The sequence below is a fragment of the Pseudomonas sp. DTU12.3 genome, from assembly GCF_004124275.1.
GTDB classification, from domain to species: Bacteria; Pseudomonadota; Gammaproteobacteria; order Pseudomonadales; family Pseudomonadaceae; genus Aquipseudomonas; species Aquipseudomonas helmanticensis.
This window is the reverse complement of sequence record NZ_CP027218.1, coordinates 2,715,199-2,741,047: the sequence shown is the minus strand read 5'-3', so window position 1 is coordinate 2,741,047 and position 25,849 is coordinate 2,715,199. Positions and strand designations below refer to the sequence as shown.

25 protein-coding genes and 1 pseudogene are annotated in these 25,849 nt (G+C 60.6%); 13 read left to right on the top strand and 13 right to left on the bottom strand.

Going from position 1 to position 25,849, the window contains the following annotated elements; all coding sequences use genetic code 11:
• Positions 1–42 precede the first annotated feature (42 nt).
• From C2E19_RS12555 to gabP, 3 genes are all read left to right on the top strand, one after another.
• On the top strand, positions 43–1,311 hold the full coding sequence (locus C2E19_RS12555; RefSeq protein WP_129392464.1) for an OmpP1/FadL family transporter: 1,269 nt from the start codon (positions 43–45) through the stop codon (positions 1,309–1,311).
• 47 nt (positions 1,312–1,358) lie between these two features.
• Positions 1,359–2,030, top strand: coding sequence for a DUF3313 domain-containing protein (locus C2E19_RS12550; protein ID WP_129392462.1), 672 nt, complete (start codon positions 1,359–1,361; stop codon positions 2,028–2,030).
• Positions 2,031–2,500: 470 nt separating this feature from the next.
• Positions 2,501–3,901, top strand: coding sequence for a GABA permease (gabP, locus tag C2E19_RS12545; RefSeq protein ID WP_129392460.1), 1,401 nt, complete (start codon positions 2,501–2,503; stop codon positions 3,899–3,901).
• A 121-nt stretch (positions 3,902–4,022) separates the two neighbouring features.
• Here gabP and dapF read toward each other — a convergent pair whose 3' ends face one another.
• From dapF to C2E19_RS12510, 7 genes and pseudogenes are all read right to left on the bottom strand, one after another.
• Positions 4,023–4,832, bottom strand: coding sequence for a diaminopimelate epimerase (dapF, locus tag C2E19_RS12540; protein ID WP_129392458.1), 810 nt, complete (start codon positions 4,830–4,832; stop codon positions 4,023–4,025).
• Between the two features lie 67 nt (positions 4,833–4,899).
• On the bottom strand, positions 4,900–5,115 hold the full coding sequence (locus C2E19_RS12535) for a DUF4287 domain-containing protein (RefSeq protein WP_122854229.1): 216 nt from the start codon (positions 5,113–5,115) through the stop codon (positions 4,900–4,902).
• Between the two features lie 477 nt (positions 5,116–5,592).
• Positions 5,593–5,724 (bottom strand): annotated as a pseudogene (locus C2E19_RS12530) (MFS transporter); the annotation flags it as partial.
• A gap of 99 nt (positions 5,725–5,823) precedes the next feature.
• On the bottom strand, positions 5,824–6,540 hold the full coding sequence (gene arsH / locus C2E19_RS12525; protein ID WP_129392456.1) for an arsenical resistance protein ArsH: 717 nt from the start codon (positions 6,538–6,540) through the stop codon (positions 5,824–5,826).
• Positions 6,541–6,549: 9 nt separating this feature from the next.
• Positions 6,550–7,020: an arsenate reductase ArsC gene (locus C2E19_RS12520; RefSeq protein ID WP_129392454.1), complete on the bottom strand. Its 471-nt coding sequence runs from the start codon at positions 7,018–7,020 to the stop codon at positions 6,550–6,552.
• A 20-nt stretch (positions 7,021–7,040) separates the two neighbouring features.
• The gene (locus C2E19_RS12515; protein WP_129392452.1) at positions 7,041–7,388 is read right to left on the bottom strand and encodes a metalloregulator ArsR/SmtB family transcription factor; all 348 of its coding nucleotides are present in this window, start codon (positions 7,386–7,388) and stop codon (positions 7,041–7,043) included.
• A 137-nt stretch (positions 7,389–7,525) separates the two neighbouring features.
• Complete coding sequence (locus C2E19_RS12510; protein ID WP_129392449.1) at positions 7,526–8,413, bottom strand: LysR family transcriptional regulator; 888 nt, start codon at positions 8,411–8,413, stop codon at positions 7,526–7,528.
• A 133-nt stretch (positions 8,414–8,546) separates the two neighbouring features.
• On the opposite strand from C2E19_RS12510, the gene C2E19_RS12505 reads away from it, so the two are divergent.
• Both C2E19_RS12505 and C2E19_RS12500 read left to right on the top strand, forming a co-directional pair.
• Entirely contained in the window at positions 8,547–10,193 is a 1,647-nt protein-coding gene (locus C2E19_RS12505; RefSeq protein ID WP_129392446.1) for a GMC family oxidoreductase, read from the top strand.
• Between the two features lie 198 nt (positions 10,194–10,391).
• Positions 10,392–12,014, top strand: coding sequence for an MFS transporter (locus C2E19_RS12500; protein WP_129392443.1), 1,623 nt, complete (start codon positions 10,392–10,394; stop codon positions 12,012–12,014).
• A 306-nt stretch (positions 12,015–12,320) separates the two neighbouring features.
• Here C2E19_RS12500 and C2E19_RS12490 read toward each other — a convergent pair whose 3' ends face one another.
• On the bottom strand, positions 12,321–12,692 hold the full coding sequence (locus C2E19_RS12490; RefSeq protein ID WP_129392437.1) for a DUF427 domain-containing protein: 372 nt from the start codon (positions 12,690–12,692) through the stop codon (positions 12,321–12,323).
• A 186-nt stretch (positions 12,693–12,878) separates the two neighbouring features.
• Positions 12,879–14,288, bottom strand: coding sequence for a serralysin family metalloprotease (locus tag C2E19_RS12485; protein ID WP_129392434.1), 1,410 nt, complete (start codon positions 14,286–14,288; stop codon positions 12,879–12,881).
• A 277-nt stretch (positions 14,289–14,565) separates the two neighbouring features.
• On the opposite strand from C2E19_RS12485, the gene C2E19_RS12480 reads away from it, so the two are divergent.
• The 4 genes from C2E19_RS12480 to C2E19_RS12470 all read left to right on the top strand — a co-directional run bounded on the left by C2E19_RS12480 (position 14,566) and on the right by C2E19_RS12470 (position 18,055).
• The gene (locus tag C2E19_RS12480) at positions 14,566–16,497 is read left to right on the top strand and encodes a DNA topoisomerase III (protein ID WP_129392431.1); all 1,932 of its coding nucleotides are present in this window, start codon (positions 14,566–14,568) and stop codon (positions 16,495–16,497) included.
• A 214-nt stretch (positions 16,498–16,711) separates the two neighbouring features.
• Positions 16,712–17,215 (top strand): GNAT family N-acetyltransferase, encoded by a 504-nt coding sequence (locus C2E19_RS12475; RefSeq protein WP_129392428.1) that lies wholly within the window; start codon positions 16,712–16,714, stop codon positions 17,213–17,215.
• 134 nt (positions 17,216–17,349) lie between these two features.
• Positions 17,350–17,550, top strand: coding sequence for a hypothetical protein (locus C2E19_RS28980; RefSeq protein ID WP_164979426.1), 201 nt, complete (start codon positions 17,350–17,352; stop codon positions 17,548–17,550).
• A gap of 175 nt (positions 17,551–17,725) precedes the next feature.
• On the top strand, positions 17,726–18,055 hold the full coding sequence (locus C2E19_RS12470) for a hypothetical protein (RefSeq protein ID WP_129392425.1): 330 nt from the start codon (positions 17,726–17,728) through the stop codon (positions 18,053–18,055).
• Positions 18,056–18,312: 257 nt separating this feature from the next.
• Here the strand turns inward: C2E19_RS12470 and cynR are convergent, their stop codons facing one another.
• Complete coding sequence (cynR, locus tag C2E19_RS12465; protein ID WP_129392422.1) at positions 18,313–19,200, bottom strand: transcriptional regulator CynR; 888 nt, start codon at positions 19,198–19,200, stop codon at positions 18,313–18,315.
• 118 nt (positions 19,201–19,318) lie between these two features.
• Here cynR and cynS point away from each other — a divergent pair, with 118 nt between their 5' ends.
• The 3 genes from cynS to C2E19_RS12450 all read left to right on the top strand — a co-directional run bounded on the left by cynS (position 19,319) and on the right by C2E19_RS12450 (position 20,776).
• Positions 19,319–19,786, top strand: coding sequence for a cyanase (cynS, locus tag C2E19_RS12460; protein ID WP_129392419.1), 468 nt, complete (start codon positions 19,319–19,321; stop codon positions 19,784–19,786).
• A gap of 81 nt (positions 19,787–19,867) precedes the next feature.
• The gene (locus tag C2E19_RS12455; protein WP_129392416.1) at positions 19,868–20,104 is read left to right on the top strand and encodes a DUF2790 domain-containing protein; all 237 of its coding nucleotides are present in this window, start codon (positions 19,868–19,870) and stop codon (positions 20,102–20,104) included.
• Positions 20,105–20,116: 12 nt separating this feature from the next.
• A complete protein-coding gene (locus tag C2E19_RS12450) occupies positions 20,117–20,776 on the top strand; it encodes a carbonic anhydrase (protein WP_129392413.1) in 660 nt (219 codons plus the stop codon).
• A gap of 67 nt (positions 20,777–20,843) precedes the next feature.
• Here the strand turns inward: C2E19_RS12450 and C2E19_RS12445 are convergent, their stop codons facing one another.
• Positions 20,844–22,346 (bottom strand): aldehyde dehydrogenase family protein, encoded by a 1,503-nt coding sequence (locus C2E19_RS12445; protein ID WP_129392409.1) that lies wholly within the window; start codon positions 22,344–22,346, stop codon positions 20,844–20,846.
• A 206-nt stretch (positions 22,347–22,552) separates the two neighbouring features.
• A complete protein-coding gene (glsB, locus tag C2E19_RS12440; RefSeq protein WP_129392406.1) occupies positions 22,553–23,461 on the bottom strand; it encodes a glutaminase B in 909 nt (302 codons plus the stop codon).
• Between the two features lie 236 nt (positions 23,462–23,697).
• Here glsB and C2E19_RS12435 point away from each other — a divergent pair, with 236 nt between their 5' ends.
• The gene (locus tag C2E19_RS12435; RefSeq protein WP_129392403.1) at positions 23,698–24,198 is read left to right on the top strand and encodes a DoxX family protein; all 501 of its coding nucleotides are present in this window, start codon (positions 23,698–23,700) and stop codon (positions 24,196–24,198) included.
• Positions 24,199–24,201: 3 nt separating this feature from the next.
• Here the strand turns inward: C2E19_RS12435 and C2E19_RS12430 are convergent, their stop codons facing one another.
• A complete protein-coding gene (locus tag C2E19_RS12430) occupies positions 24,202–25,818 on the bottom strand; it encodes a murein L,D-transpeptidase (RefSeq protein ID WP_129392400.1) in 1,617 nt (538 codons plus the stop codon).
• Positions 25,819–25,849: the final 31 nt, after the last annotated feature.

Here is a 25,849-nt window from a genome sequence, read left to right as displayed (position 1 = left end):
CCGGTCGCCCACGCTCCCAGCGGACATTTGCCGAGGTCTTCCATGCAGATAAAAACCACCACCCTGCCCACTCTGACCCTGCTCGCACTGTGCTGTCAGCAGGCTTGCGCCGGCGGCATCATGCTCTACGAAATCGGTACCGATAACACCGGTCTGGCAAACGCCGGCGCTGCCGCCCGGGCTCAAGGCCCGTCGACCATTGCCAGCAATCCGGCGGGCATGAGTTACCTGCCCGGCACGCAAATAACCGGCGGTTTACAGGTGCTCTACGGCAACCTGTCGTTCAATCGCGACGGCAACACCAACGGCACAGGCAGCAACAGTGGCAATGCTCTGGACCCGATTCCGGGTGGCAGCTTTTTTATAAGCCATGAACTGGATGAACATTGGGGTGTAGGTTTCGGCAACTACGCGGACTTCGGGCTGGCAGCCAATTACGACAACGATTGGTCCGGGCGCTACTTCGCGCAGAACGCCAGCCTCGCCGGATTGTCGTTCGTGCCCAGCGTGGCTTATCGCTTCAACGAACAATGGTCGCTAGGCGTCGGCGTGAAGGCCATGTACGGCATGCTTCAGGCGCAAACCGCCATCGACCGCTCGCCTTTCGGCCTGACCGACCGTGCCGACGGGCAGTTCAAATACAAGGATAACGACTGGGGCTTCGGTGCAAATGTGGGCGTGATCTATGCCCCGCAATCCGGTACGCGCATCGGTCTGGCCTACACCAGCAAGGTCGATCTGGAATTCGAGGACGGACTGGACGTCAAGGGCAACGGACCACTGCTGACGAGACTGGATGGCACCGACACACGCCTCGACATGACTGTGCCGCAAACCGTGACGCTCAGCCTTTTCCAGCAACTCGATCCGCAGTGGGCGCTCCTCGCTTCGGTCAATTGGCAGGACTGGTCCGAGTTCGGTGACGTCGCGGTGCAGGTCGACACCAGCGCCGTCGGCGCGCAATCGACCACCATCGACGGCCATTACAAAGACACTTGGCAACTGGCGCTCGGCGCTCAGTACCAAGCCACGCGACAACTGCTGTGGAATGTCGGCGTAGCCTACGACAGCAGTGCTGTCTCGGACGGTAACCGCACGTTCAGCGTGCCCATGGGCGAATCCTGGCGCATTGCTACCGGTGCCACTTATGCGCTCAACAAGGACACTGATATCAACGTCAGCTGGGCACTTGTCTGGCTTGGCGATATGCCGGTGGATCAGACCAAAACCACTTCGGGCACGCGAACTTCCGGTCAGTTCGACAACGCCTGGATTCAAGCCGTGACCGGCAACATGACTTGGCGTTTCTGACGCCCCGCCCTTAAAAACATGACCCATCACCCTTCGGAGCAAACACCATGACCCCGTCACGAAAACTGTTCATCGGCGTAGCACTGACCAGCCTCTTGCTCGGCGGTTGCACTTCGAAAGTCACTGAGCGCCAGCAGTATTCAGGCTTTCTGCCCAACTACAACAATCTGCAGGAAGTGACCACCACCAGCGGCGAGAAAGCCATGCGCTGGGTGATTCCGTCGTGGAACCCGAATGCCTACACCACAGTGGTCTTCAACAAACTGGAACTGTACCCGGCACCGCAGCCGAACGAGCGGGTAAACCGCAAGACGCTGGAGGAGTTGCAGAACTACATGACCAATCAGGCTAAAGGCGTACTCGGGCAGAAGTATCGGGTGGTGACCAACCCTGCATCAGCCGCCGGCTCGAAGACGTTGATCCTGAGGGCAGCGATTACCGGAGTGAACGCCGAGAACGAGGGCATGAAGTGGTATGAGGTGATTCCGGTCGCCGCAGTGGTGGGCGGTGTTCAAGCCATATCGGGGCATCGCGATCAGGACACGGAGTTGTTCATCGAGGCCGAATTCATCGACGCCAGCAACCAACAGACGGTGGCTAAAGTCGTGCGCAAAGTGTTCGGCACCCAGTTGAAAAATGCCAACCAGACCATCACGGCGAATGACTTCAAGGCGGCGATCGATAAGCTGACCAGTGATTTGCGAGCGTTCATTCGATAACGAGGTCGGGGGTGTTTCGCAGCAGTGCCTGGAGCGTTGGTGGCGGCGCCGTTGTGGGCGTGCGCGAGGTTGTGGTGGGGGTTGGATTTTGTGGTGATTGGGCTGGCGTTTTCGCGAGCAGGCTCACGCCTACAGGGGGATGTGTTTGTTTCAGGGAGGTCGGGGTTGGCGTTTGACGAACTTGGGCATTGCCCTTGCCCCGCAGTGACCGGGTGGTTTTCAGCGAAAACACACGCTTGTTACGTGTCGATATCAGACACGGAGATGGCGCGATCAGGCTACTGAATCAGCGGACAGGCCGGGTAAGGTGAAGCGTCTTTTCAGCAAAATAATCACATCGCGATGATGGGTTTGATAAGAACTGCGGCGGTTGAAAGGGGCTTCCTCGCGGAAGTTGAGCAAGCATCAACGATGCTCGGCGGCCCCTTTCAACCCGCTTGAATGTCGATCAGCAGAGAATAATAAAACCAATGATTAGCCCGAACTCCAAGGATTCGAGTGGCCAATTGGCGCAGGGCTTCAAGCCTCGTCACGTAACAATGCTGTCAATCGCAGGGATCATCGGCGCCGGTTTGTTCGTAGGCTCGGGGCATGCCATTGCGGCGGCCGGCCCAGCGGTTCTTCTGGCTTATCTTTTCTCCGGTTTGCTCGTCGTGCTGGTCATGCGCATGCTCGGCGAGATGGCGGTGGCCAATCCCGACACCGGTTCGTTTTCCACCTATGCCGATCAGGCAATCGGGCGCTGGGCCGGGTTTACCATCGGCTGGCTGTACTGGTGGTTCTGGGTGCTGGTGATTCCTATCGAAGCACTCGCCGCCGGCCATGTGCTGCACCAATGGTTTCCACAGGTCGATGCGTGGCTGTTCGCCTTGCTGTCGATCATTGCGCTGGTGGTGACCAACCTGTTCAGCGTGTCGAAATATGGCGAGTTCGAATTCTGGTTCGCGATGGCCAAGGTCGTGGCGATCATCGGTTTTATCGGCGTGGGTTTTGCCGTGTTGATGGGATGGCTGCCCGACCGCGAAGTCAGCGGGTTGAGCGGTTTGATGGCGGAGCACGGCGGATTTGCACCGAATGGATTGTCGGCGGTGGTCGGCGCTTTTATCACCATCATGTTCAGTTTTATCGGTACTGAAGCGGTAACCATCGCCGCCGCCGAATCGAATGACCCGGCGCGCAATATTGCCAAGGCGACGCGCTCGGTGATCTGGCGCATCGGCGTGTTTTACCTGCTGTCGATTTTCGTGGTCATTTCGGTGGTGCCGTGGAATGACCCGTTGCTCGCGTCGGTCGGTTCTTATCAGCGCGCCCTGGAAATCATGAACATCCCGCATGCCAAATTCATGGTCGACGTGGTCGTGCTGATTGCCGTGGCCAGTTGCATGAACTCCTCGATCTACATTGCCTCGCGCATGCTCTACTCGCTGGGCCGTCGAGGCGATGCGCCGAAAGTGTTGAAGGTGACGTCCTCGGAAGGCGTGCCACGCGCAGCCGTCATCGCCAGCACCGTGCTCGGCGCGGCGATTACTGTGTGGAGCTACGTCATGCCCGCCGGGCTGTTCGAGTTCCTTCTGGCCAGCTCTGGCGCGATTGCCCTGCTGGTGTATCTGGCGATTGCGGTGTCGCAGTTGCGCATGCGCCGGGTGTTGCGGCAGCGCAACGTCGAGCTGACCTTTCGCATGTGGCTGTTTCCCTGGCTGACCTGGGCGGTGATCGTGTTCATCTGCGCCGCACTGGCGGTGATGATGATCACCCCGCAGCACCGCACTGAGGTCACCACCACTCTTGGCCTGGCGCTGGCGATTTCCTTTATCGGCCTGGTGACGTCGCGCAACCCTGCGCAGGCTGCGCGGGTTACCGCTGCCGGGTAAACCGTTCTGGATCAGGTGCGCAGTGAGTCGACGTTTGCCAGCGGTTGGATGTTGCGTAATTGCAGGCGGCTCGTTGGGTGGGTTGGTGGGGGGATCAAAAGATCGCAGCCTTCGGCAGCTCCTACAGGGGGGTGTCGGGGATTGTGCCGGAGTAGACGTGTTCGACCGGGCCGCTGAGGGTGACGTTGCCGCTGCCGTTCCAGTGCACGCTGACGGGGCCGCCGTCGCATTCGACTTCGACGGTGTGGTCGAGCAGGCCCCGGCGAATGCCGTTGACGGCGGCGCCGCAGGCGCATGAGCCGGAGCCGAGCGGGATGCCGCCGTGGCGTTCCCAGATGCGCAGGCGGATGTGCTGGCGGTCGATGATCTGCACAAAATGGACGTTGGTCTTGCGCGGAAACAAGGGATGGTTTTCTAGGGATGGGCCGAGGCTGGCGATGTCGACGGTGCCGAGGTCGTCGACGAAATACGTGCAGTGGGGATTGCCCATGCTGCAGGCGCTTGGGTCGCCGGACAACGGCAGTACGAGCGTGTCGTATGCCTGGGCCAGGGGAATCGCTGTCCAGTCGAACAGCGGCTGGCCCATGTCGACGGCGATCAATCCGCATGGCGTGCGTTCGCAGGTGAGCAGCCCACGCTGGGTGCGCAGCGTGATCGATTTGCGACTGGCCTCGCGCATCAGTCGGTCGGCGGCGCCACGGGTTGCGCTGCCGCAGACATCCAGCACGGAGCCGTCGGCGTTCCAGAATTGCAGGCGCGCATCGGCATCATCACAGTCGAGCACCACGGCGAGCTGGTTGAAGCCGATGCCTAGATGGCGGTCGCCCAAGCGCCGGGCCAGTTCGCTGGTGATCGGGTTGGCGCTGTTGCGGGTGTCGACCAGGACGAAGTCGTCGCCGTTGGCGTGCATCTTGTGAAAGCTCAGCGACATCGGTGGCGCCTTGGCTGCGGGTCTTGTGATAAAGGCTTGAGCGCCGCAGCCAATGGCCGCCCTGCCCTCACTGTTTACTGCTCGCCAGATGATGCGCAACCAGTGCGTTGGCGTGGCCGTGACCCATGCCGTGCTCGGTCTTGAGCCAGGCGACCCGCTCCATGTGCTTTTTGTCGCCGAGGCCGGCAAGGAGGTTCAACCAGTGATCAATCGGTTGGCCGTACTTCTTTTCGATGGAGGGAAAGTAGGACGCCGGGCCTTTGACTTTGCTGTCTTCGCTCATGCTGCAAGCTCCCTGTGATCGCGACGGAGGGTCGGCTGACGCTCCTTTTCGACTGCCATAGAGTGGACGCGCGTCGTTGTCCCGGCAAGTGGCTGCAGCGGATCAGTGCGAAGCGACTTTGACCGAACGCTCGGACGACCAGGATTTCTGGCCTGCGGGCAATGCGATTTGCGGCACGTTCGAAAAAATAAGGCCAGATCAACAGATCGCAGCCTTCGGCAGCTCCTACCCCCATCCCTGTAGGAGCTGCCGAAGGCTGCGATCTGTTGATCTTCTTCAAGGCACAGTCGCAGAAGGCAAGTCACTCCGATGAGTACCTGATTCAGCAGAACGCTGCAACGTCTCCGGAAACGCCACCCACAACAAAACCAATGCCACCGCAGCCACCGCCGCCAACGTCAAAAACGCCGCACGGTAACCTGCCGCCTCAACCACCAGCCCGGCAAGACCGTTACTCAGCGCCGCGCCTAGACCAAACGCCGGATCCCAGTGATGCACCGCCAAAAGGTAAATCGCCAGATAGGGACCGAGCCCGTCGCGCACATCCGCAAGGAAGAAATTAAGGCTGTCGAGTGACAGGTTGTTGCGACGATAGAGGTGAGTGGCCACAGGCAGCGTCTTCGATGTTCGAGGTTGGGCGAATTGAAGCAACCTCCGCTGATTGAGTGACCTGTGGCGCGAGAATTTAGTTGCATGGGCCGGCTGCGATCAGCCGGCCGGGCGCGCTTGGATCGAACGCTGATTCACGCGATTCATGAGTTGCTCGGCACTTTCTTTGCGCTCCGAATAGCGGTCGACCAGATGAGTCTGTTGGCCACGCAGCAGCACGGTGAATTTCACCAGTTCTTCCATGACATCGACCACTCGATCATAGAACGGCGACGGTTTCATCCGCCCGGCGTCGTCGAATTCCATGTAGGCCTTCGGCACCGAGGATTGGTTGGGGATGGTGAACATGCGCATCCAGCGGCCCAACACGCGCAATTGGTTGACCACGTTGAACGACTGCGAACCGCCGCAGACTTGCATCACCGCGAGGGTTTTGCCTTGGGTCGGGCGCACGGCGCCGAGTTCCAGCGGGATCCAGTCGATCTGCGCCTTGAACACCGCAGACATGGCACCGTGACGTTCCGGCGAACACCAGACCTGTCCTTCCGACCACAACACCAGATCGCGCAGTTCCTGCACTTTCGGATGATCGACAGGGACGTCGTCGGGCAACGGCAGGCCGGTCGGGTTGAATATGCGTGTTTCAGCGCCGAAGTGTTCGAGCAGCCGCGCGGCCTCCTCTACCAACAAGCGGCTGAAAGAGCGCTCGCGGGTTGAACCGTAGAGCAGCAGGATGCGCGGTTTGTGCGGTTCTTGACTGGAGGGTTTGGCCGCCTCGAACAAACTGGCGTCGAGGTTGGGCAGATGTTCCGACATAAATTCTCCTTACAGCGCGCCGATGCGCTCGAGTGCGGCTTTGAGTTCATCGCGGCTGAGTGCTTGAAAAGGCAGATCGAGAAAGGCTTGGCAGCGCTGGCCGATGCGCGTCAATGTGCCGTGGAAGGCAGCGGCAATGGCGGCTTCGTCGCCGCTCACTTCCGACGGATCTGCCAATCCCCAATGGGCCTTCAACGCCGGGCCGAAGTACACCGGGCACGTCTCGCCAGCGGCCTTGTCGCAAACGGTGATAACGATGTCAGGCGGATTGTTTACAAAGGCATCGTTGCCTTTGCTGTATAGGCCGTCGATGGCGATACCGGCCTGTTGCAGCGTGAGCAGACTGTGCGGCAACACCTGCCCTTTGGGAAAACTGCCGGCGCTGACGGCTTCGAAACCGGCGGGGGCCAAGTGATTGAACAGGGCTTCTGAAAGGATGCTGCGGCAGCTGTTGGCCGTGCACATAAACAGGATTCGCATGAGTCGCTCCGATATCAGATTCAGCAGCAGGCAGCTTCGCGAACCGGCCGACCGTCCATGTTCTGCAGGCGCGCGGCGTTGTCCTTGAGCCAATCGGCATTGGCCTTGGAGGTCACGTGCAGGATTTCACCAATCCACTCAGGCAGATCCGGATTGAGGCGGTAGTAGACCCATTGACCCTGGCGGCGATCGAGCAGCAAACCATTGCTGCGCAGTTGCGCAAGGTGGCGGCTGATTTTCGGCTGGCTGTCGTCGAGCGCACACATCAGCTCGCAGACACACAGTTCGCCTTGACCAGAAATAAGCAGGATGGCGCGCACGCGGGTTTCGTCGGCGAGGCTTTTGAAGACTTCGGTGGGGGTGAGCATGGCACGGGCCTGTACATATGGAAATTCGAATATACGGATTTCCATATGTAAAGCAACCCGGATCAAAAGATCGCAGCCTTCGGCAGCTCCTACCCCCCATCCCTGTAGGAGCTGCCGAAGACTGCGATCTTTTGACTTTAAAGGTTAAGCAACAACCCCTGCTCCCCTTCACACAACCCCACCACATAATCCCAGACCACCCGCAGCCGCACCGACTTGTGCAGCTCGCGCCGCGTGCTGATCCAGTAACTGCGCTCGATGCTTTCATCCGGCAGCAATGGGACAAGGTCAGGGTCAGATGACGCCATGTAGCACGGCAACACCGCAATCCCCAATCCCGACCGCGCAGCCTCCTGCTGGGCAATCACGCTTGTGCTGTGAAACACCACCCGCGGGCTGCGGCAGAAGCTGTTGAGGAACATCAACTCCTGGCTGAACAACAAATCATCGACATAACCAATCCACGCATGCCGCCCGAGGTCTTCACGGCTGTGCAGCGGCGGCGCTTTGTCGAGGTAGCTTTGACTGGCGTAGAGCGCGAGGTGGTAATCGGTGAGTTTGCGCGTCACCAGCATGTCCGCCGCCGGCCGTTCCAGATGAATACTGATCTCCGCCTCGCGGTTGAGGATGCTGACGAAGCGCGGCACCGCGACCAGCTCCACTTCCAGTCCCGGATAACGTTCGAACAGGCCAATCATGCGGCTGGCGAGAAATTTGATCCCGAGCCCTTCCGTCACCCCCACACGAATCTTGCCCAGCGGCGCGGTCGACTGGGTGATTTCCTCCTGCGCCAGCAACGCCACGTTCTCCATCGCCTCGGCATGCTTGAGCAGCGCCTCCCCCGCCGGGGTCATTTCATAACCTTGCGCATGCTGAACAAACAATGCGGTGCCGAGGCTTTTTTCGATGGCCTCGATGTGTCGGGCGACGGTGGCGTGAGTGGTGTTGAGGCGGCGGGCGGCGGTGAGCAGGCGACCGCTGCGTTGCAGTTCGAGAAAAAACCGCAGGTCGTTCCAGTCGAACATGGCGTGTCCTTGTCGGCTATCGTCAAGTGAGGCTGTTTGAAAACGCACAGCGGCTGCGCAAAAACTAACATTCTTTTGACGAAAGCTAACAACTAGAGTGTCCGACAATAAAAACAAAAAGCGAGGTCAGGGAATGCAGACTTCCCTCGATGAATATGACTACATCGTGGTCGGCGCCGGCCCTGCCGGGTGCCTGCTGGCGAATCGGCTGTCGGCTGATCCGCAGCAGCGCGTGCTGTTGCTCGAAGCCGGCGGGCGTGACAACTATGCGTGGATTCACATCCCTGTCGGTTACCTGTTCTGCATCGGTAACCCGCGCACCGACTGGTGCTTCAAGACCGAACAACAACCGGGCCTCAACGGTCGCGCGCTGAGTTATCCGCGCGGCAAAGTGCTCGGCGGCTGTTCGTCCATCAACGGCATGATCTACATGCGCGGCCAGGCCAACGACTACGACGGCTGGGCGGCCGAGGGCAATCCGGGCTGGGCCTGGGATGACGTGCTGCCGCTGTTCAAACAGAGCGAAAACCACTTTGCCGGCGCCGCCGAATTTCACGGTGCCAAGGGTGAATGGCGCGTCGAGCAGCAGCGCTTGTCGTGGCCGATCCTGGACGCGTTTCGCAGCGCTGCCGAACAAAGCGGGATTGCCAGCATCGACGATTTCAATCAGGGCGATAACGAGGGTTGCGGCTACTTTCAGGTCAATCAGAAGGCCGGCGTGCGCTGGAATGCGGCGAAGGCGTTTTTGAAACCGCTGCGCAACCGGACAAATCTGACGGTGCTGACCGGGGTTGAAGTCGATCGGGTTCTGCTGGAGAACGGTCGCGCGTCCAAAGTCAGTGCGCGACATGAAGGCCAAAGCAAACAGTTCAAGGCACGCAAGGAAATCGTCTTGTGCGCCGGTTCGGTCGGCTCGCCGAGCATTTTGCAACGCTCCGGGATTGGCCCACGGCCACTGCTGGAGCGTCTCGGTATCGGCGTGATTCATGAGTTGCCGGGCGTCGGCGGCAATCTGCAGGATCACCTGCAACTGCGGCTGATCTACAAACTGGAGAATGCGCGCACGCTGAACCAGATCGCTGGCAGCGTGTGGGGCAAGATGGGCATGGGCCTGCGTTATCTGTATGACCGCAGCGGGCCGCTGTCGATGGCGCCGAGTCAGTTGGGCGCGTTTGCGCGTTCGGGGCCGGAACAGACCTCGGCGAATCTGGAATATCACGTGCAGCCGCTGTCGCTGGAGCGTTTTGGCGAGCCGTTGCACAGTTTTCCCGCCTTCACTGCATCTGTCTGCGATTTGCGTCCGCAGAGTCGGGGGCGCATCGACATTCGCTCGGCGGATCCACAAGAGGCGCCGCTGATTCAGCCGAATTACCTGAGCCATCCGGAAGATTTGCGCGTGGCAGCGGACGCAATCCGCCTGACCCGGCGCATCGTCAGCGCCCCTGCTTTGCAAGCGTTCAAACCGGTCGAGTATCTGCCCGGCGCCAGCCTGCAAAGTGAAGAAGAGTTGCAGCAAGCGGCAGCGACTATCGGCACGACGATTTTCCACCCGGTCGGTACCTGTCGCATGGGCAATGACGGTGATGCAGTGGTCGACGCGCAGTTGCGCGTTCACGGCGTGCCCGGTTTGCGCATCGCCGACGCCTCGATCATGCCGCGCATCACCTCGGGCAACACCTGTTCGCCTACGCTGATGATTGCCGAGAAAGCCGCACAACTCATTCTCAACCCCAACACCAGGAGCAGCACCCCAAAACTGGAACTGGCCCAAACCCTGTAGGAGCTGCCGACGCTGCGATCTTTTGATCTTGGTTGACTGATCGTTCCCACGCTCCGCGTGGGAACGCAGCCGGGGACGCTCCGCGTCCCGAAGTCAAAAGATCGCAGCCTGCGGCAGCTCCTACAGGGACATGCGTTTGATTCATGGACATCGAGCACCAGTGGAACAACAAAAACAATCACTGTGAGGGATACCGCTATGTCAGAACACGCTCAGCCGCTGGACGCCGCGAGCGGCGCCAGCACCAGCAATGCCACGCAGAAAGTCATCTTCGCCTCCTCACTGGGAACAGTGTTCGAGTGGTATGACTTCTTCCTTTACGGCGCCCTCGCGGCAGTGATCAGCAAGCAGTTTTTCGCTGGGGTCAACGACACCACGGCGTTCATTTTTGCGCTGATGGCCTTCGCCGCAGGCTTTATCGTGCGGCCGTTCGGCGCGCTGGTGTTCGGTCGACTGGGGGACATGATCGGGCGCAAATACACCTTTCTCGCGACGATTATCCTGATGGGCATCGCGACCTTCTGCGTCGGTCTGCTGCCCACCTACGCCAGCATCGGCATCGCCGCGCCGATCATCCTCGTGGTGCTGCGCATGCTCCAGGGCCTGGCGCTCGGCGGTGAATACGGCGGCGCTGCCACCTACGTGGCGGAGCACGCGCCGATCGGCAAACGCGGCTTCCACACCAGCTGGATTCAATCCACGGCGACCCTCGGCCTGCTGCTGTCGCTGCTGGTGGTGCTCGGTTGCCGCTACTTCACTGGCGATCAGTTTGAGGTGTGGGGCTGGCGGATTCCGTTCCTGCTGTCGATTGTGCTGCTGGGCATTTCCACCTGGATCCGCCTGAGCCTGCACGAGTCGCCGGCGTATCTGAAAATGAAAGAGGAAGGCAAGACCTGCAAGGCGCCGATCCGCGAATCCTTCGGCAAATGGGAAAACCTCAAAGTCGTGCTGATCGCGCTGTTCAGCATCAACGCCGGGCAAGCGGTGACGTTCTACGCCGCGCAGTTTTACGTGCTGTTCTTCCTCACCCAGTTCCTGAAAATGGACCCGGCGGTGGCCAACACCTTGCTGATCATCAGCGTGGTGATCGGCGCGCCGTTCTTCATCATTTTCGGCTGGCTCTCGGACAAGGTCGGGCGCAAACCGGTGCTGATGCTCGGCTTGCTGTTAGCGACGGCGCTGTACTTCCCGATCTTCAAATCGCTGGCGCACTATGCGAATCCGGCGATCGATCAGGCCAGCCGTCAGGCGCCAATCACGGTGCTGGCGGATCCGGCGACCTGCACCTTCCAGTTCGACCCGGTCGGCAAGGCAAAATTCGACAGCCCGTGCGACAAGGCCAAAACCTTTCTGGTCAAGCAAGGCCTGCCCTACTCCAGCGTCGCTGCACCTGCTGGCAGCGCGGTGCAAATCAGCGTCGGCGACGTGAAACTCGACGGCTACGATGAGGCGGCATTACGCGGCGCGATCACCCTCGCCGGCTACCCGCAACAGGCGGATGCGCAGCAGATCAACAAGCCGATGATCGTTGCGCTGATCGTCGCACTGATCATCATCTCGGCCATGTGCTACGGCCCGCTCGCGGCGCTGATGGTGGAGCTGTTCCCGACGCGGATTCGCTACACCTCGATGTCGCTGCCGTATCACATCGGCAACGGCTGGTTTGGCGGGTTCCTGCCGACGGTGTCGTTCGCGCTGGTGGTGTACACCGGCGATATCTTCTACGGGCTGTGGTACCCGGTGCTGATTACCGGGGTGAGTCTGGTGGTGGGAATGATCTTCTTGCGTGAGACCAAGAACATCGACCTCGACAAGAACTGAGCTCCACTTATCGGCGAAATACTCTGTGGCGAGGGGGCTTGCCCCCGCTGGGTCGCGCAGCACCCCCAAAACCGGTAATCCCGGTGTGCCTGACGCACCCTGCTTGCAGCTTTGCGACTGCTGCGCAGCCGAACGGGGGCAAGCCCCCTCGCCACAGAAGCACTGACCCTGATGCCCGGGTGAGCCACAGATGCACTGAAATCCTGATGCTCGGTGAGTCAGGGGTGGGGTGGTCTGTCTTCGCGAGACCACCACGCTGCGCCTCGGCCCTGATGCGTAGTTGCCCCAGCCGTTTGTCAATCTGAACTACTGAGGTTCGGCCTTGATCACTTCGAACTTGACCTGATCGGGATAGAACGCCACGTAATCGCGAATCGGCGCTACCGAGACTTTCGGGTTTTCGTAAGTCCACACGGCGTTGGCGCCCTCATGTCCGGGCACTTGCAGGCTGAAGTAATTGGCGTCGCCCTTGTATGGGCAATAACTGGTGTGGTCGGTGCGGGCGAAATACTTTTCGTCGATGTCTTCGCGGGGCACGTAATAGACCGGCGGGTAGTTGGCTTCGTTGAGGATGAGCACGTGGGAGGACGCGGCGACCTGGATGCCGTGGAATTTCACCAAGAGGCAGCCGGGGAGTTGTTCGAGGGCGATGACGGGGCTGGGGCCGGAGCTTTTCATGGGGTTCTCCTGGTCATTGAAATGACTGTGGCGAGGGCGCATGCGCCCGCTGGTCTGCAAGGCAGACGCAAATCTGCAAATCGCGGTGTGTAGGTATAACGCGATTTGCAGGTTTGCGACGACTTCACCGCCGAGCGGGAGCATGCTCCCTCGCCACAAGTTCATCCAAAAGCAGGGGGGTTCGGATCAGGCAACGATGTCCGTCGTCAGCGCCTGGCCCACCACACCGACCGCAAAGTCAATCTCACCGTGCCCCGTCAGGTCTACCAGCAATGTGGTCTGATTGCCCTGTGTGTAGTGGGTCAAAATCGCATCGCCGGCATGCCCGGTGAACGCGCTGACGAAGTTCAGCGTTGCCGCACCCGTGGCAAACTCGGCGATGCCCGACAGGTCGATCTTGTCCAGGCCGCTGGCGAAATCCATGATCCAGTCTGGCTGGTTATTGGTCGAGTCGCTGGCCGCACCGAAGACGAAGGTGTCTGCGCCCTCGCCGCCCCACAACACATCAGCACCGCCACCGCCGTAGAGAATGTCATTGCCGGCGCCGCCGAACAGATCGTTGACGGCCGAATTGCCGATCAACAAATCATTGCCAGATCCACCCTTGGCGCCCTCGACGGTCACACCGTGAGCAATCGAAACGTTGCCGACCAGACCGCCAACGTCGGAGAACGAACCTTCGTTGAGGTTGATCTTCTGGTTCTGGCTGAAGCCGGAGAAATTCAGCGTGTCGTAGCCGCCACCGTCCCATACCGAAAACACCACTTTCGACGACGCCGAAGTCGCCGTGTAGAAATCGCGCTCGGTGTTGGAGCCGAAACCATACACGGTGTCACCGGCGCGGGTCTCGTAGTTGGCGCCATAGAGTTTCTGCACGGCAACGATGTCGTCCATCAACGGCGCCGACGCGTAAGCGCCGCTGCCGTCCTTGCTGAAGTTCTGGTCGGTGTTGGCTTCGCTCCAGTAGCTCATCAAGCTATAGCCACGGGTGTCTTCGGCGTATTTGGCATCGCCGTAGGTCGGGTTGCCGTTACCGGCGTTGTAGGCGCCCGGGTGCGACAAACCGAGAGTGTGGCCGATTTCGTGGGTCAGGGTCTGACGCCCGTAGTTGTTGGTGTCCGGCGTCTTGTTGACCTGATATTGATCGTTGATCAGGTACCACGACTGACCGTCATAGCTGCTGCCGCTCGGCAAGTAGGCGAACGCAGCGCCACCGGTGCTGACGTCGTAGTTGCCGAAAGTCATGTGGCCATCGCCGCCCTTGCCTTCGCTGAAGGTGACGTTGGCGACATCGGCCCAGGATTGCATCGCCAGCACGGCTTGCGCCTTCTGCTGCGCGCTGAATTCGCTGAAGTTGCCCAGTTTCGCGTTGTAGTTCGCCGGTTTTTCAGTGAGGAAGTTGTAGCTGAGGTCGATCTTGCCGTCAGCGTTCTTGTCGCCCCACGACAGGCCCTTGCGCAGGATTTCATCGGCGGCCTGATCGGCGGTGAACGACGGTTTACCGTTGACCAGCGCGCTGCCGCCCCGGTCGTACAGATGGCTGAACGTGTCGACTTCGCTGAAGGCAGTGCTGCTGTTGGAAGAGGCTTGAAGCATGGTTTACGTCCTTGTTTCTGGGTAGTCAGTGTCCGACAGGCCACAGCGATCTACTGGCGAGATCGTCCTGTCACTCGCGTTTGCAAACGCGCCGACGCTGACACGGCGCAGACCCTTGGCGCTAATCAATTTCTCGATAGTGCGGCGCGGCGTCCCGGTTTTGACCGTCACTTGCGGCAATCCTTTTATCTGTATATCCATACAGATAAAAGTTGCCCCGGGCGCCAAGTCCGGCCATTCTGTGCACCTGTTCAGACCTTGATCGGCGATGGTGGATATGCGGCTGTACCTCTGTGAAAAACCTTCCCAGGCCAAAGACATTGCGGCCGTACTCGGTGCCAAGCGCCGGGGCGACGGCTGCTGGCTGGGAACGGACGTCACAGTCACCTGGTGCATCGGCCACTTGCTCGAAACCGCCCCGCCGGATGCTTACGACGCCCGTTACAAGCGCTGGGTGCTGGCCGATCTGCCGATCATTCCGGACAAATGGAAAATGACCGTCAAGCCACGCACCGCCAGCCAGTACAAAGCGGTGAAGCGCCTGCTCGGCGAAGCCAGCGAGCTGATCATCGCCACCGACGCCGACCGTGAGGGTGAAATGATCGCCCGGGAACTGGTCGAGCATTGTCGTTATCGCGGGCCGATCCGCCGCTTGTGGCTGTCGGCGCTCGACGAAGCATCCATCCGCAAGGCGCTGGCCGCGCTGAAGCCGGGGGCTGAGACCTTCAGCCTGTATCACTCGGCGCTGGGCCGCTCGCGGGCAGACTGGCTGATCGGCATGAACATGAGTCGGCTGTTCACCTTGCTCGGTCGCCAGTCGGGTTATCAAGGCGTATTGCCGGTGGGCCGGGTGCAAACGCCAACCCTGCGTCTGGTGGTGGATCGTGATCGCAGCATCGCCGACTTCGTGCCGGTCGCCTATTGGGCGATCGATGTGCAGCTGCTGCACAACGGCACGCCGTTCACCGCGCAATGGCGCGCGCCATCAGATGCCTGTGACGATCAGGATCGCTGCCTGAATCAGGCACTGGCGCAGCAAGCGGCCGCTGCACTCGGTAGCGCCGCGACCGCGCGGGTGGTCAAGTTGAAAACCGAACGCATGCGTGAAGTCGCGCCCCTGCCCTTCGACCTCGGCACCTTGCAGGAAGTCTGCTCGAAAAAGCTCGGCCTCGGCGCGCAGGAAACCCTCGACATCGCCCAGGCGCTTTACGAAACCTACAAAGTCATCACCTACCCGCGCAGTGATTGCGGCTTTCTGCCGGTGAGCCAGCACAGCGAAGCGCCGGCGATTCTCGCGGCGTTGCGGCAGGCCGATCCGGGCCTTGAAGCACTGCAGGGCTTTCTCGAACCTCAGCGCAAGTCACGCGCATGGAACGACGCCAAGGTCAGCGCCCACCACGGCATCATCCCCACCGCAGCGGCGAAAAACCTTGAGCGCCTCAGCGGCAAGCACCGTGCGGTGTATACGCTGATCCGTGCGCGTTACCTGGCGCAGTTTCTGCCCAATCATGAATACGATCGCACCCAGGCGGATTTCGACTGCGCCGGTGAAGCGTTGCGCGCGGTCGGCAAGCAGATCATCGAGCCGGGCTGGAAGCGCGCCCTGCCCGAGGCACTCGCAGCCGCCAAAGGTCGCGAGGCGCCCGCACCGCAAACCTTGCCGACGCTGAACCAGGGCGTCGAATGCGCAGTGGCCGAGGTTCGGCTCAAGGATCTGTGGACACAACCACCGAAACCCTACACCGAAGGCGATCTGATCAAGGCGATGAAGAACGTGGCCAAACTGGTCGAAGATCCGTTGCTCAAACAGAAGCTCAAGGACACTACCGGGATTGGCACCGAAGCGACTCGCGCATCGATCATTCAGGGTCTGCTGGATCGTGGTTATCTGGTCAAGAACGGCAAGGCGCTGGCCGCGACGCCGGCGGCGTTCAGCCTGATCGACGCCGTACCCCGGGCGATTGCCGACCCCGGCACCACGGCGATCTGGGAACAGGCGCTGGACATGGTGCAGAGCGGCGAGATGAGCCTGGAAGAATTCGTCACCAAACAGGCGGCGTGGATGAGCAAACAGGTGACACGCTGTTCCGCACTCAGCCTGACCATCAGCGGCCCGCCACCCGCCGGCAAAGCCGCCGCACCGTGGAAGAAGAAACGCAAACCGACCCGCAGCAAGAGCTCTGACACGACCAGACGCGCAGCCAAATAGCACAAAGTCCGCTACTTGATAGCTTTCTGTGGCTTGATTATTCCCTGTGGCGAGGGAGCTTGCTCCCGCTCGGCTGCGCAGCAGTCGCAAAACCTGCAACCCCGGTGTGTCTGATGCACTGTACTTGCAGTGCTTAGGGTCGCTTCGCAACCCAGCGGGAGCAAGCTCCCTCGCCACGAATGTGCCGCTCATCACCGCAAGGAGTTCAGCCACCATGCCCACCATCGAACTGCACCCCGCGCAACGCGACGACCTCGACACCCTCGAGAACCTCATGCAGTTCTACATGCACGACTTCAGCCAATGGCTACCGCTGAAACTCGCCGAGCACGGCTTCTTTGCCATCCAGCCTAAACTCGACTACTGGCGCCACCCGGCGACCCAACCTTTTCTGATCCGCGTCGACAACGAACTCGTCGGGTTCGTGACCGTCGACAACGAGACCCATATCGACGGCGCCGACCACAACATCGGCTACTTCTTTATCGCGCGACGCTTTCGTGGCCAAGGCGTCGCGCAGTTTGTCGTCTCTGCCCTCTTGAGCCGCATCCCCGGTCAATGGCAGATTTTCCACATCGACGCCAACCTGCCGGCACAGCGCTTCTGGGCCGGGCTGATCCCGCAATTGAGCGGCGGTGAATTCACCCGGCAGCAGCGCGAGGTAGACGGTTATCCGTGCACCTTCTACACCCTGCGCGCACCCTTTTCCGTTGCCTGAACGGATCCTTTCTCATTCCAAAACAGCTTTGTCCGACAATATGTAGTGAACAAAAATAATCACTACAAAACCGTTGACGGCGTCGTTTTGCTTTTGCATGATGAAGACGTTCCCCGATCGGGAACACTGGCAACATGCTTGAGCAAACTCGTCTGACCGCCGAGTTGTTTTTTCCGGATACACGCTGCCCACAAGGCAGATTGAAGAAGCTGACCTGGCCTGAACGTCCAGTACAAGGACGAGAAGCGCTGGCGAAAATTCTCAAGACGCTTGTGGTCGACACTGAATATGTCGTCAAGGAGCCTCCCGGTTTTCGCTGCTTCTCCTCGTTGTGACGCTATTGCGTAGCAGTTATTCAACACGACTACATGCAACAGATGCATGACCCCGTACTTCACACGGGCGAGCGCTGACGTCCTGGTTTCGGTGCCAGGGATCAACTAACCGATGGGCTACCTGTATTAGCGAATCAACTTTGAAAGATCACCAGACTGGTCAAGGGGCAAAATCATGAATCTGAACAATCAACCCACTATCGAAGAACTGGCTCGTATGTTCGCTGCGCAGAAAGACAGCCACGACAGCCATATTCTGTGGATCAGCACGTCGGGGCAGGTGCATATCGACTGCCTGGCACCGCATGCTGGCGAAGAAGAGTTCGACCGCAACCATCAGAACCTGCTGGCCCGCCTGAAGATGTACCGTCGCGGCCACGGTTATGTTGGCAAGAAAGCCGCGGCCGACAGGGACTTCATCGGTAATGTTCTGCAAACGCTGAAACAGGCGTGGGATTCGATGCAGAACAACAATGAAGTTCGGGTGATTGATCGATTCTGCTGAGTTAGTCATCAAATAATTGAAAGGCCTGCTTCCTTAAAGGAAGCAGGCCTTTTTTTGTTCGCATGCATTGATTTGGCGTGACTGGAATTGCAGCCCCTCACCCCAGCCCTCTCCCGAGGGAGAGGGAGCCGATCGAGTGATCTCAAGTCATCCGTCAACCCGGAACACCGAGTTGATTATGGATTCAGCAAAACTCTTTCAGGTCGGCGTATTACTCCAGCATCCCTCGGTCAGTCCCCTCTCCCTCTGGGAGAGGGTTAGGGTGAGGGCATCCCCCAGCCCAACACCATTTCAGCAAACGCGACCGCCACCGAACTGTGATAATTATTGCGCCGCCGCAACAACGCCGCCCCACGCTGCGGTGCATCACTCTCCAGCTGCAACCGGCGCAACGCCCGATCCTCAGTCGCAATCGCCTGCGGCAACATCGTCGCCAGAGGCGAACAACGCACCACCTCCAGCAAGGTACTCACCGAGTTCACCTCGATCCGCACCTGCGGCGTAATCCCGTGCTGCCGAAAATACTCATCCACCGATAACCGCGTAATGAAGTCCGGCGCCAACAGAGCAAAGTCCAGTGCAGCGATATCTTCCGGCGTCAGCACTGAGCGACTGTCATACAGCGGATGCTCGCGCCCGACCATGATCCCCAAGGTTTCGGTAAACGCCGGAATACACTCGATCTCCGGGTTACGCACCGGTGTAAAGGCAATCGCAACATCCAGCGAGTCATCCGCCAGCCCCGCTTCAATGTCGTCCATCGACAACTCGAAAATCTGCAGATGAATCCCCGGATACCGCGCCGCAAAGTCGCGCACCAACGGCCCGACCAGATACGCCATGAACGTCGGCGTCATCGCCAGGCGCAACGTCCCGCGAGACAGATCCTTGACGTCATGCAGCGCGCGTTTACCCGCCTCCAGTTCCACCAGCACCCGTCGTGCGCATTCGATGTAAGCCTCGCCGGCATCGGTGGGTTTGACCGTGCGCGAGGTGCGATCAAACAGATTCACCCCGAGGGATTCTTCCAGTTGGCGGATCTGTTGCGACAGGGTCGGCTGCGACACATGCAGCGCCTCGGCAGCACGGGTGAAGCCGCCGTGATCGGCAACGGCCAGCAGATAACGCAAATGTCGCAGGAGCATGGGGCACACCATCTATAGGCAGGACTTATGCGAAGCATTGTATATCGGTCTTGGACGCTATGGATCAATCGGCAGAAGATTGCTCCCACAGCAAGCCAACCCTGAAAGGAGTGACACCATGCAACAGTCCCACGCCTACAACGACACCAGCCTGGCCCTGACCACCCGCGTTCTCGACGCCAAGGCACGCAAAGATCTGTCGTGGCAGGATCTTGCCGACGGCACCGGCCTCAGCCTGGCGTACGTCACCGCCGCCCTGCTCGGCCAACATCCGCTGCCGGAAAATGCCGCCCAAGTGGTCGGCGACAAGCTGGAACTGAGCGTTGAAGACGTCGCGGCGATGCAGATCATCCCCCTGCGTGGCAGCCTCAGCGGCGTACCGACCGACCCGACCATCTACCGCTTCCACGAGATGATCCAGATCTACGGCACCACGCTCAAAGCGCTGGTTCACGAGCAGTTCGGCGACGGCATCATCAGCGCGATCAACTTCAAACTCGACATCAAGAAAGTCGAAGACCCGGAAGGTGGTTCCCGCGCCGTGGTCACCCTCGACGGCAAATTCCTGCCCCTGCGTCCGTTCTGATCCGCACCGGCCCGCACCGTGCGTGCGGGCCAACCCACCTCGAATGGCTACCCGTCACCCAATTCATCTGGAGGCTGCCCCATGCAAAAAATCCTGTTGACCCTGGCCCTGCTCGGCGGTTTTTGCGCCCAGGCATTTGCCGCCGACGAGACCGTCGCCTACCGCTACGGCATGCAACTGGATATCGCCCAAGTGCTGAGCATTACCCCGGTTGCCGAGGTGTGTGGCGTGGTGCCGGTCGAGATGACGTATCTGGACAGCAACGGCGGCAAACACATTCTTCAATACAGCGAATTCGGCAGCGGTTGCTCGAACTAAGAGGACAACACCATGAAAAACCTGATTGATGGCTTCCTGAAATTCCAGAACGAAGCGTTCCCGCAACGCACCGAACTGTTCAAACACCTGGCGACGACGCAACAGCCCGGCACCTTGTTCATCACCTGTTCCGACAGCCGTGTGGTGCCGGAATTGTTGACTCAACAAGAGCCCGGCGAGCTGTTCGTGATTCGTAACGCCGGTAATATCGTGCCGTCGTACAGCCCGCATCCGGGCGGGGTTTCAGCGACTGTGGAATATGCAGTGGCGGTGCTCGGGGTGACTGACATCGTGATCTGCGGGCATTCGGACTGCGGCGCAATGACCGCGATTGCCAAGTGCAAATGCATGGATCACCTGCCCGCCGTCAGCGGCTGGCTGCAGCATGCCGAGTCGGCGAAAGTGGTGAATGAAGCGCGAACGCATGCCAGTGACGCGGCGAAACTGAGTTCGATGGTGCGCGAGAACGTGATCGCGCAACTGGCGAATATCCAGACTCACCCGAGTGTGCGTCTGGCACAGGAAAAAGGCCTGCTGAACCTGCATGGCTGGGTGTATGACATCGAGACCGGCTCGATCGATGCGCTGTCCTCGGACCGCCGCACGTTTGTGCCGCTGGCCGAACAGCCGGCGACTTGCGCGATTCACGCCCAAACCACCCACGCTGCCTGAGCAATTGATCGTTCCCACGCTCTGCGTGGGAACGATCACCAACGATCACCACACGGGGCAGTCCGGGTCAGCGTTTTACGCTGAGGTCGACCTGAGTCATGCGGCTGCGCACGGTGAACACGCCATCACCCGACAAGATCGCACTGCGCGCAAACAAGCGCCCACTCTCCCAGTTCGAAAGGCCCAGTTCCGGCTTGTTCAGCGCGTACTGGCCGTCGACCCAACGAGTAATGCCGTTGCCCACGAACGGCGCATTCACCGCGTTGTAAAAGCGCTCCTGCACCTGCGCATCTTCACTGATCAACGACACGGTGAACTGCGGGCTATGACGGTTGAACAGCGCAATCGCCTGGTCCAGGTCATCGACGACCATCAGGCTGACCTCAGGGGTTTCCTCCCATTCCCACTCGCGACCTAGATCAGCTTCCGCCAATGGCTCGGCCAACGCCTCAGTCTGATAACCCTCGGCGCGATACACCTCGACCGTCGCGTTCTGCCACTCAGCCGGCAGATAACCTTCACTGCCCTCGACGATGTGCAATTTGCAGCCTTGCCCACGCGCGATGCCGGCCTGCTGCAATGCACCGAGAAACAACGGCAGCAATTCAACCGCACGCTCGCGCTGAATCAGGCAAACGTTCAGCGTGTTGCAGACTTTGCGGTCCAGCGAGTTACGCACCACCGCCGCAAAACGTGTGGCATCGGCAGCACGATCGGCAATCAGCCACGCTCCACCCGTACCGTGCAGGCTGACGGCGGTGCCGGCCTGCTGGGCGATGCTGCCGAGTTGACTGACCGCACGCCCCGAACCGCGCGCCACCGCCAGCGACAGACGTCGGTCGGCGAACATCGCCCAGCCGGCCGCATGATTGACGCTTTCCACTAACGACACCGCACCGGCGGGCAAACCGGCATCGGCCAGCGCCGGGTTCAAGGCATGAGTAACGATGGCTTGCGCGGTGCCCAAAGCATCGCTGCCAATGCGTAACACCGCGGTGTTGCCGGTGCGCAGGACACCGGCGGCATCGGCGAACACGTTCGGCCTCCCTTCGAAGACAAAAGCGACGATGCCCAACGGCGAGATGACTTGCTCGACCTTCCAGCCATCGTGTTCGACGCTGCTGATGACTTTGCCCCGGGTCGGCGCGGCATCACGCCAGGCGCGCAGGCCGGCGATCATGTCGTTGCGCATGCGCTCATCGGCGAGCAAGCGGGTGGTCGAGCGGCCACGCGCCTTGGCCCGCTCGATATCGGCAAGGTTGGCCGAGGCAATGTTCGCCCAGCACTCCGGGGTTTCCAGGCGTTGTGCGAACAGGTCGAAAAATTGGCTGATCGCTTCATCCGAGACCGCCGACAACGCGGTAAACGCCGCTGCCGCGCGCTCGATTGCCACCGCCGCTGCTTGCTGATCAGCCACCGGAATCAGCAACAACTCGCCGCTCACCTGCTCCACCAGCAGGTGGTCACCGGGCTGAAAACGCGCGGCCAGTTCGGGGCTGACCACGGTGACGCGGTTACCGGCGAAAGGGATCGGCGTGCCAGCGACGAGACGTTCGAGTGCAAGAGACATGAAGCGGATTCACCATGCAGGGAGCGGTCGGAAAATGTATAGGAACACCCTCCTCCCAGGCAACCCAAAACCCTTGTGGACAACAACATCCTGTGGGAGCGAGCCTGCTCGCGAAAGCGGTGGATCCGATACATCAATGTTGGCTGACCTGCCGCCTTCGCGAGCAAGCTCGCTCCCACAGGGTTTGGGGTGTTTGGCGGATCGGGTCAGAAGACCGACCAGCCGATCCGCGCGCTGAGCATTTCCAGCGCCGCCATCCCTGCCAGCGAGTTACCGGCGGCATTCAATTCCGGCGACCACACGCACACGGTGAACTGCCCCGGCACCACCGCAACAATCCCGCCACCGACGCCACTCTTGCCCGGCAGCCCGACGCGATAGGCAAAGTTGCCCGCCTCGTCATACAGCCCGCTGGTGGCCATGATCGAGTTGACCTGCTGGGTCTGGCGCCGCGTCAGAACCTGCTCGCCGCTGTGCTTGCAATAACCGTCGTTGGCCAAAAAGCAGAAGGCCCGCGCCAGGTCAATGCAGTTCATCCGTAAGGCGCAATGGCTGAAGTAACTGCGCAACACCGCCTCGACGTCATTGTGGAAATTGCCGAACGACTGCATCAGATACGCCATCGCTGCGTTGCGCGCGCGGTGCTGGTATTCGGAGTCGGCGACTTTGCCGTCGATCATGATCTGCGGGTTGCCCGACAGGCGCCGGACAAAGTCGCGCATCGACAGAGTCGGTGCGGCGAAGCGTGATTGATTGATGTCGCAGATCACCAGCGCGCCGGCGTTGATGAATGGATTACGCGGCCGACCACGCTCGAACTCCAGCTGCACCAGCGAGTTGAACGGCTGGCCGGAAGGCTCGTGACCGAGGCGCTCCCAGATCGCCTCGCCGGAATGATCGATGGCCTGCACCAGGCTGAACACCTTGGAAATACTCTGCACCGAGAACGGCGTTTCGGCGTCACCGGCGCAGTACATCTCGCCGTCGTTGCCGTACACGGCGATGCCCAGTTGATTAGCCGGCACGGTGCCGAGGGCGGGAATGTAGTCAGCCACTTTGCCCTGCCCGATCAGGGGCCGGACAGCGTCAAGGATCTCGTTCAACAGCGCTTGCATGCCGGGTTCCGAAGTCTCGCCCCATGGGATCGCGGGGACACTGGGGCTAGACGCTGCGCAGGCTCGTTGGATCACACAGGATTGAGGTGAAGGGGGCGTGTGTATTGCAATGTATATGGCGACCGCGCAGACACACCAGGCGTGGAAAGCCGACCGCCGGCGACACATCGCCGATACACCGCGACGCTGAAATACCCCGGTCGAAATCACTTCCCCCCTCGTACCGGAGAACTCCCATGCTCACCCTCAAAACCCTGCACCAGTACCTCGACCGCGCCGGACTCTGGCTCGCGCCATTGACCCTGCGGCTGTTCATCGCCTGGGAGTTTTTCGAGTCAGGCCTGGAGAAATTCAACGGCCAGAACTGGTTCGAAGATATTCAGGACAAGTTCCCGTTTCCCTTTGATCACCTGCCGGCGACGCTGAACTGGGAGCTGTCGATGTGGGTGGAGTTGATCGGCGCGCTGGCGATTCTGCTCGGCTTCGGTACGCGTATTTCCGCGCTGGCGCTGATCGTGGTGACCGTCGTTGCCACCGCCGCCGTGCACTGGCCGGCCGACTGGTCGAGCCTCAGCGAGCTGGCGCAGGGTTACGCCATCACCAACAAGGGCTTCGGCAACTTCAAGCTGCCGGCGATCTATCTGGCCGCACTGCTGGCACTGGTGTTTGCCGGGGCCGGTCGTTTGAGTGTCGATGCGGCGCTGGCCAGTCGCTTCTGGCAGCGCCGCGATCGTTGATGCTCAGTGCGCGCCGTCGAGACCCGCCAGCAACGCGCTGTCGCGGCTGTAGATATCGGGTGCATAGCGCACGTGGCCATCGCTGCCGACTTGCGCAGTCCAGTAGGTCATCAGGATCGGCACCGGCGCAGACAAGCGGAATTCATGCGTGGTGCCGGTCGCCAAGAGTGTTTCAGTGCGGGCCTTTTCTGCCGGGCTGAGCAGCAGGTCACGCAGTTGCATTGGATGCTCGACCCGCACGCAACCGGAGCTGAACGCCCGTGGGCCTTTGTCGAACAGCGCCTTGCTCGGCGTGTCATGCAGGTACACCGAAAACGGGTTGGGGAAGCGAATGACCATTTGCCCCAGCGGATTACGCGGCCCGGCGTCCTGGCGCAGGAGGATGTTACCGGGGTTGTCCCAGTCGATGTCCGCAGCCGCCAATGGCTGGCCGTTGGCGTCGAGAACCTGCAGGTTCTGGCGACTGAGGAAGGTCTGATCCTTGCGGATCGCCGGCAGCTTGTCTTCTTTCCAGATGGTCGGCGGCACGGTCCAGGTCGGATTCAAGGTCAGCCGGGTGACGCGGGATTTCAGCAGTGGCGTCTGGCGTTCGGCACGACCGACCTGGGTGCGGGTCTGCCACACCGCCTGGCCGCCCTGATACAGGGTCAGCTCGGCGGCGGCGACATTGACCAGCAAACCATCGGGTTCCATGTCCTGGGCCATCCAGCGAAAACGCTCGAGGTTGACCCGCAGTTGTTCGCGGCGCGTCAACGGGCTGATGTTGAGTTCGGCAATCGTCCCCGGCCCGACCACGCCGTCAGCCTGCAACGAATGGTTGGCCTGAAAACTCTTCACCGCCTCCACCAGCACGCCCTCGTAGGCATTGCCGGGCGTGCCGACGGCATGCGTCAGGTAGCCTTCGTTGAACAAGCGCTGAGCCAGTTCCGGCACGCGTTTGTCTTCCATCGCCGGGCGCAGCAGCGGCCCGTTACCGACTGACTGCCATTGCGGCAAGGCTTTCAGGCGTTGCGCGGCATACAGATGGCGCAGGCTCTGGTACTGCGCCAGACGTGGCCGGGCGAGGTCGAACGCCGCCGGGATGTCGTGCATGCCCGGCACGGCAATCGCCAACAATTCCGCCTGACGGTCACGCGGGGTGTCGTCGGCATGCCACAGCGGTTCGAAATGCGATTGCAGCAGGCGCCCGTAATGCAGATCCTGCAGGGCTTGCAGGTAGTAGCGACTGATGTCGATATCAGCGCACAACTCACCGTCCTGCGGTGCGCTTGGCGCCACCGGATAGCGTTTCGGATTCAGACCATCGTCAGCCAAAAGCTGCAATTGCGCCTGCAACGCCTGCAATCGTCCGGACTCACTGGCCCACACCGGCATCCAGTCCTGCCGCGCATAGAAACCCTGCAACTGCGACAGCGCCGGGCCGTTCAGATGCGCAGCAATCGCTGGGCATGACTGCGGCAGGCTGATCAGCACCGCCTGCAACGGACTTTGCGGCTCGACGGGCATTTCCGCCGGCGGCGTTGGCAGCGTTTGCAGGGGCGGCAGCGGCTCATCGGCACAAGCGACAAACGGCGCAGCGATCAGGCAAATGCTCAAGTAGCATGCGTACTTTTTGAACAACTGCTTTACTCCAATCCATGGCCGTCTCGAT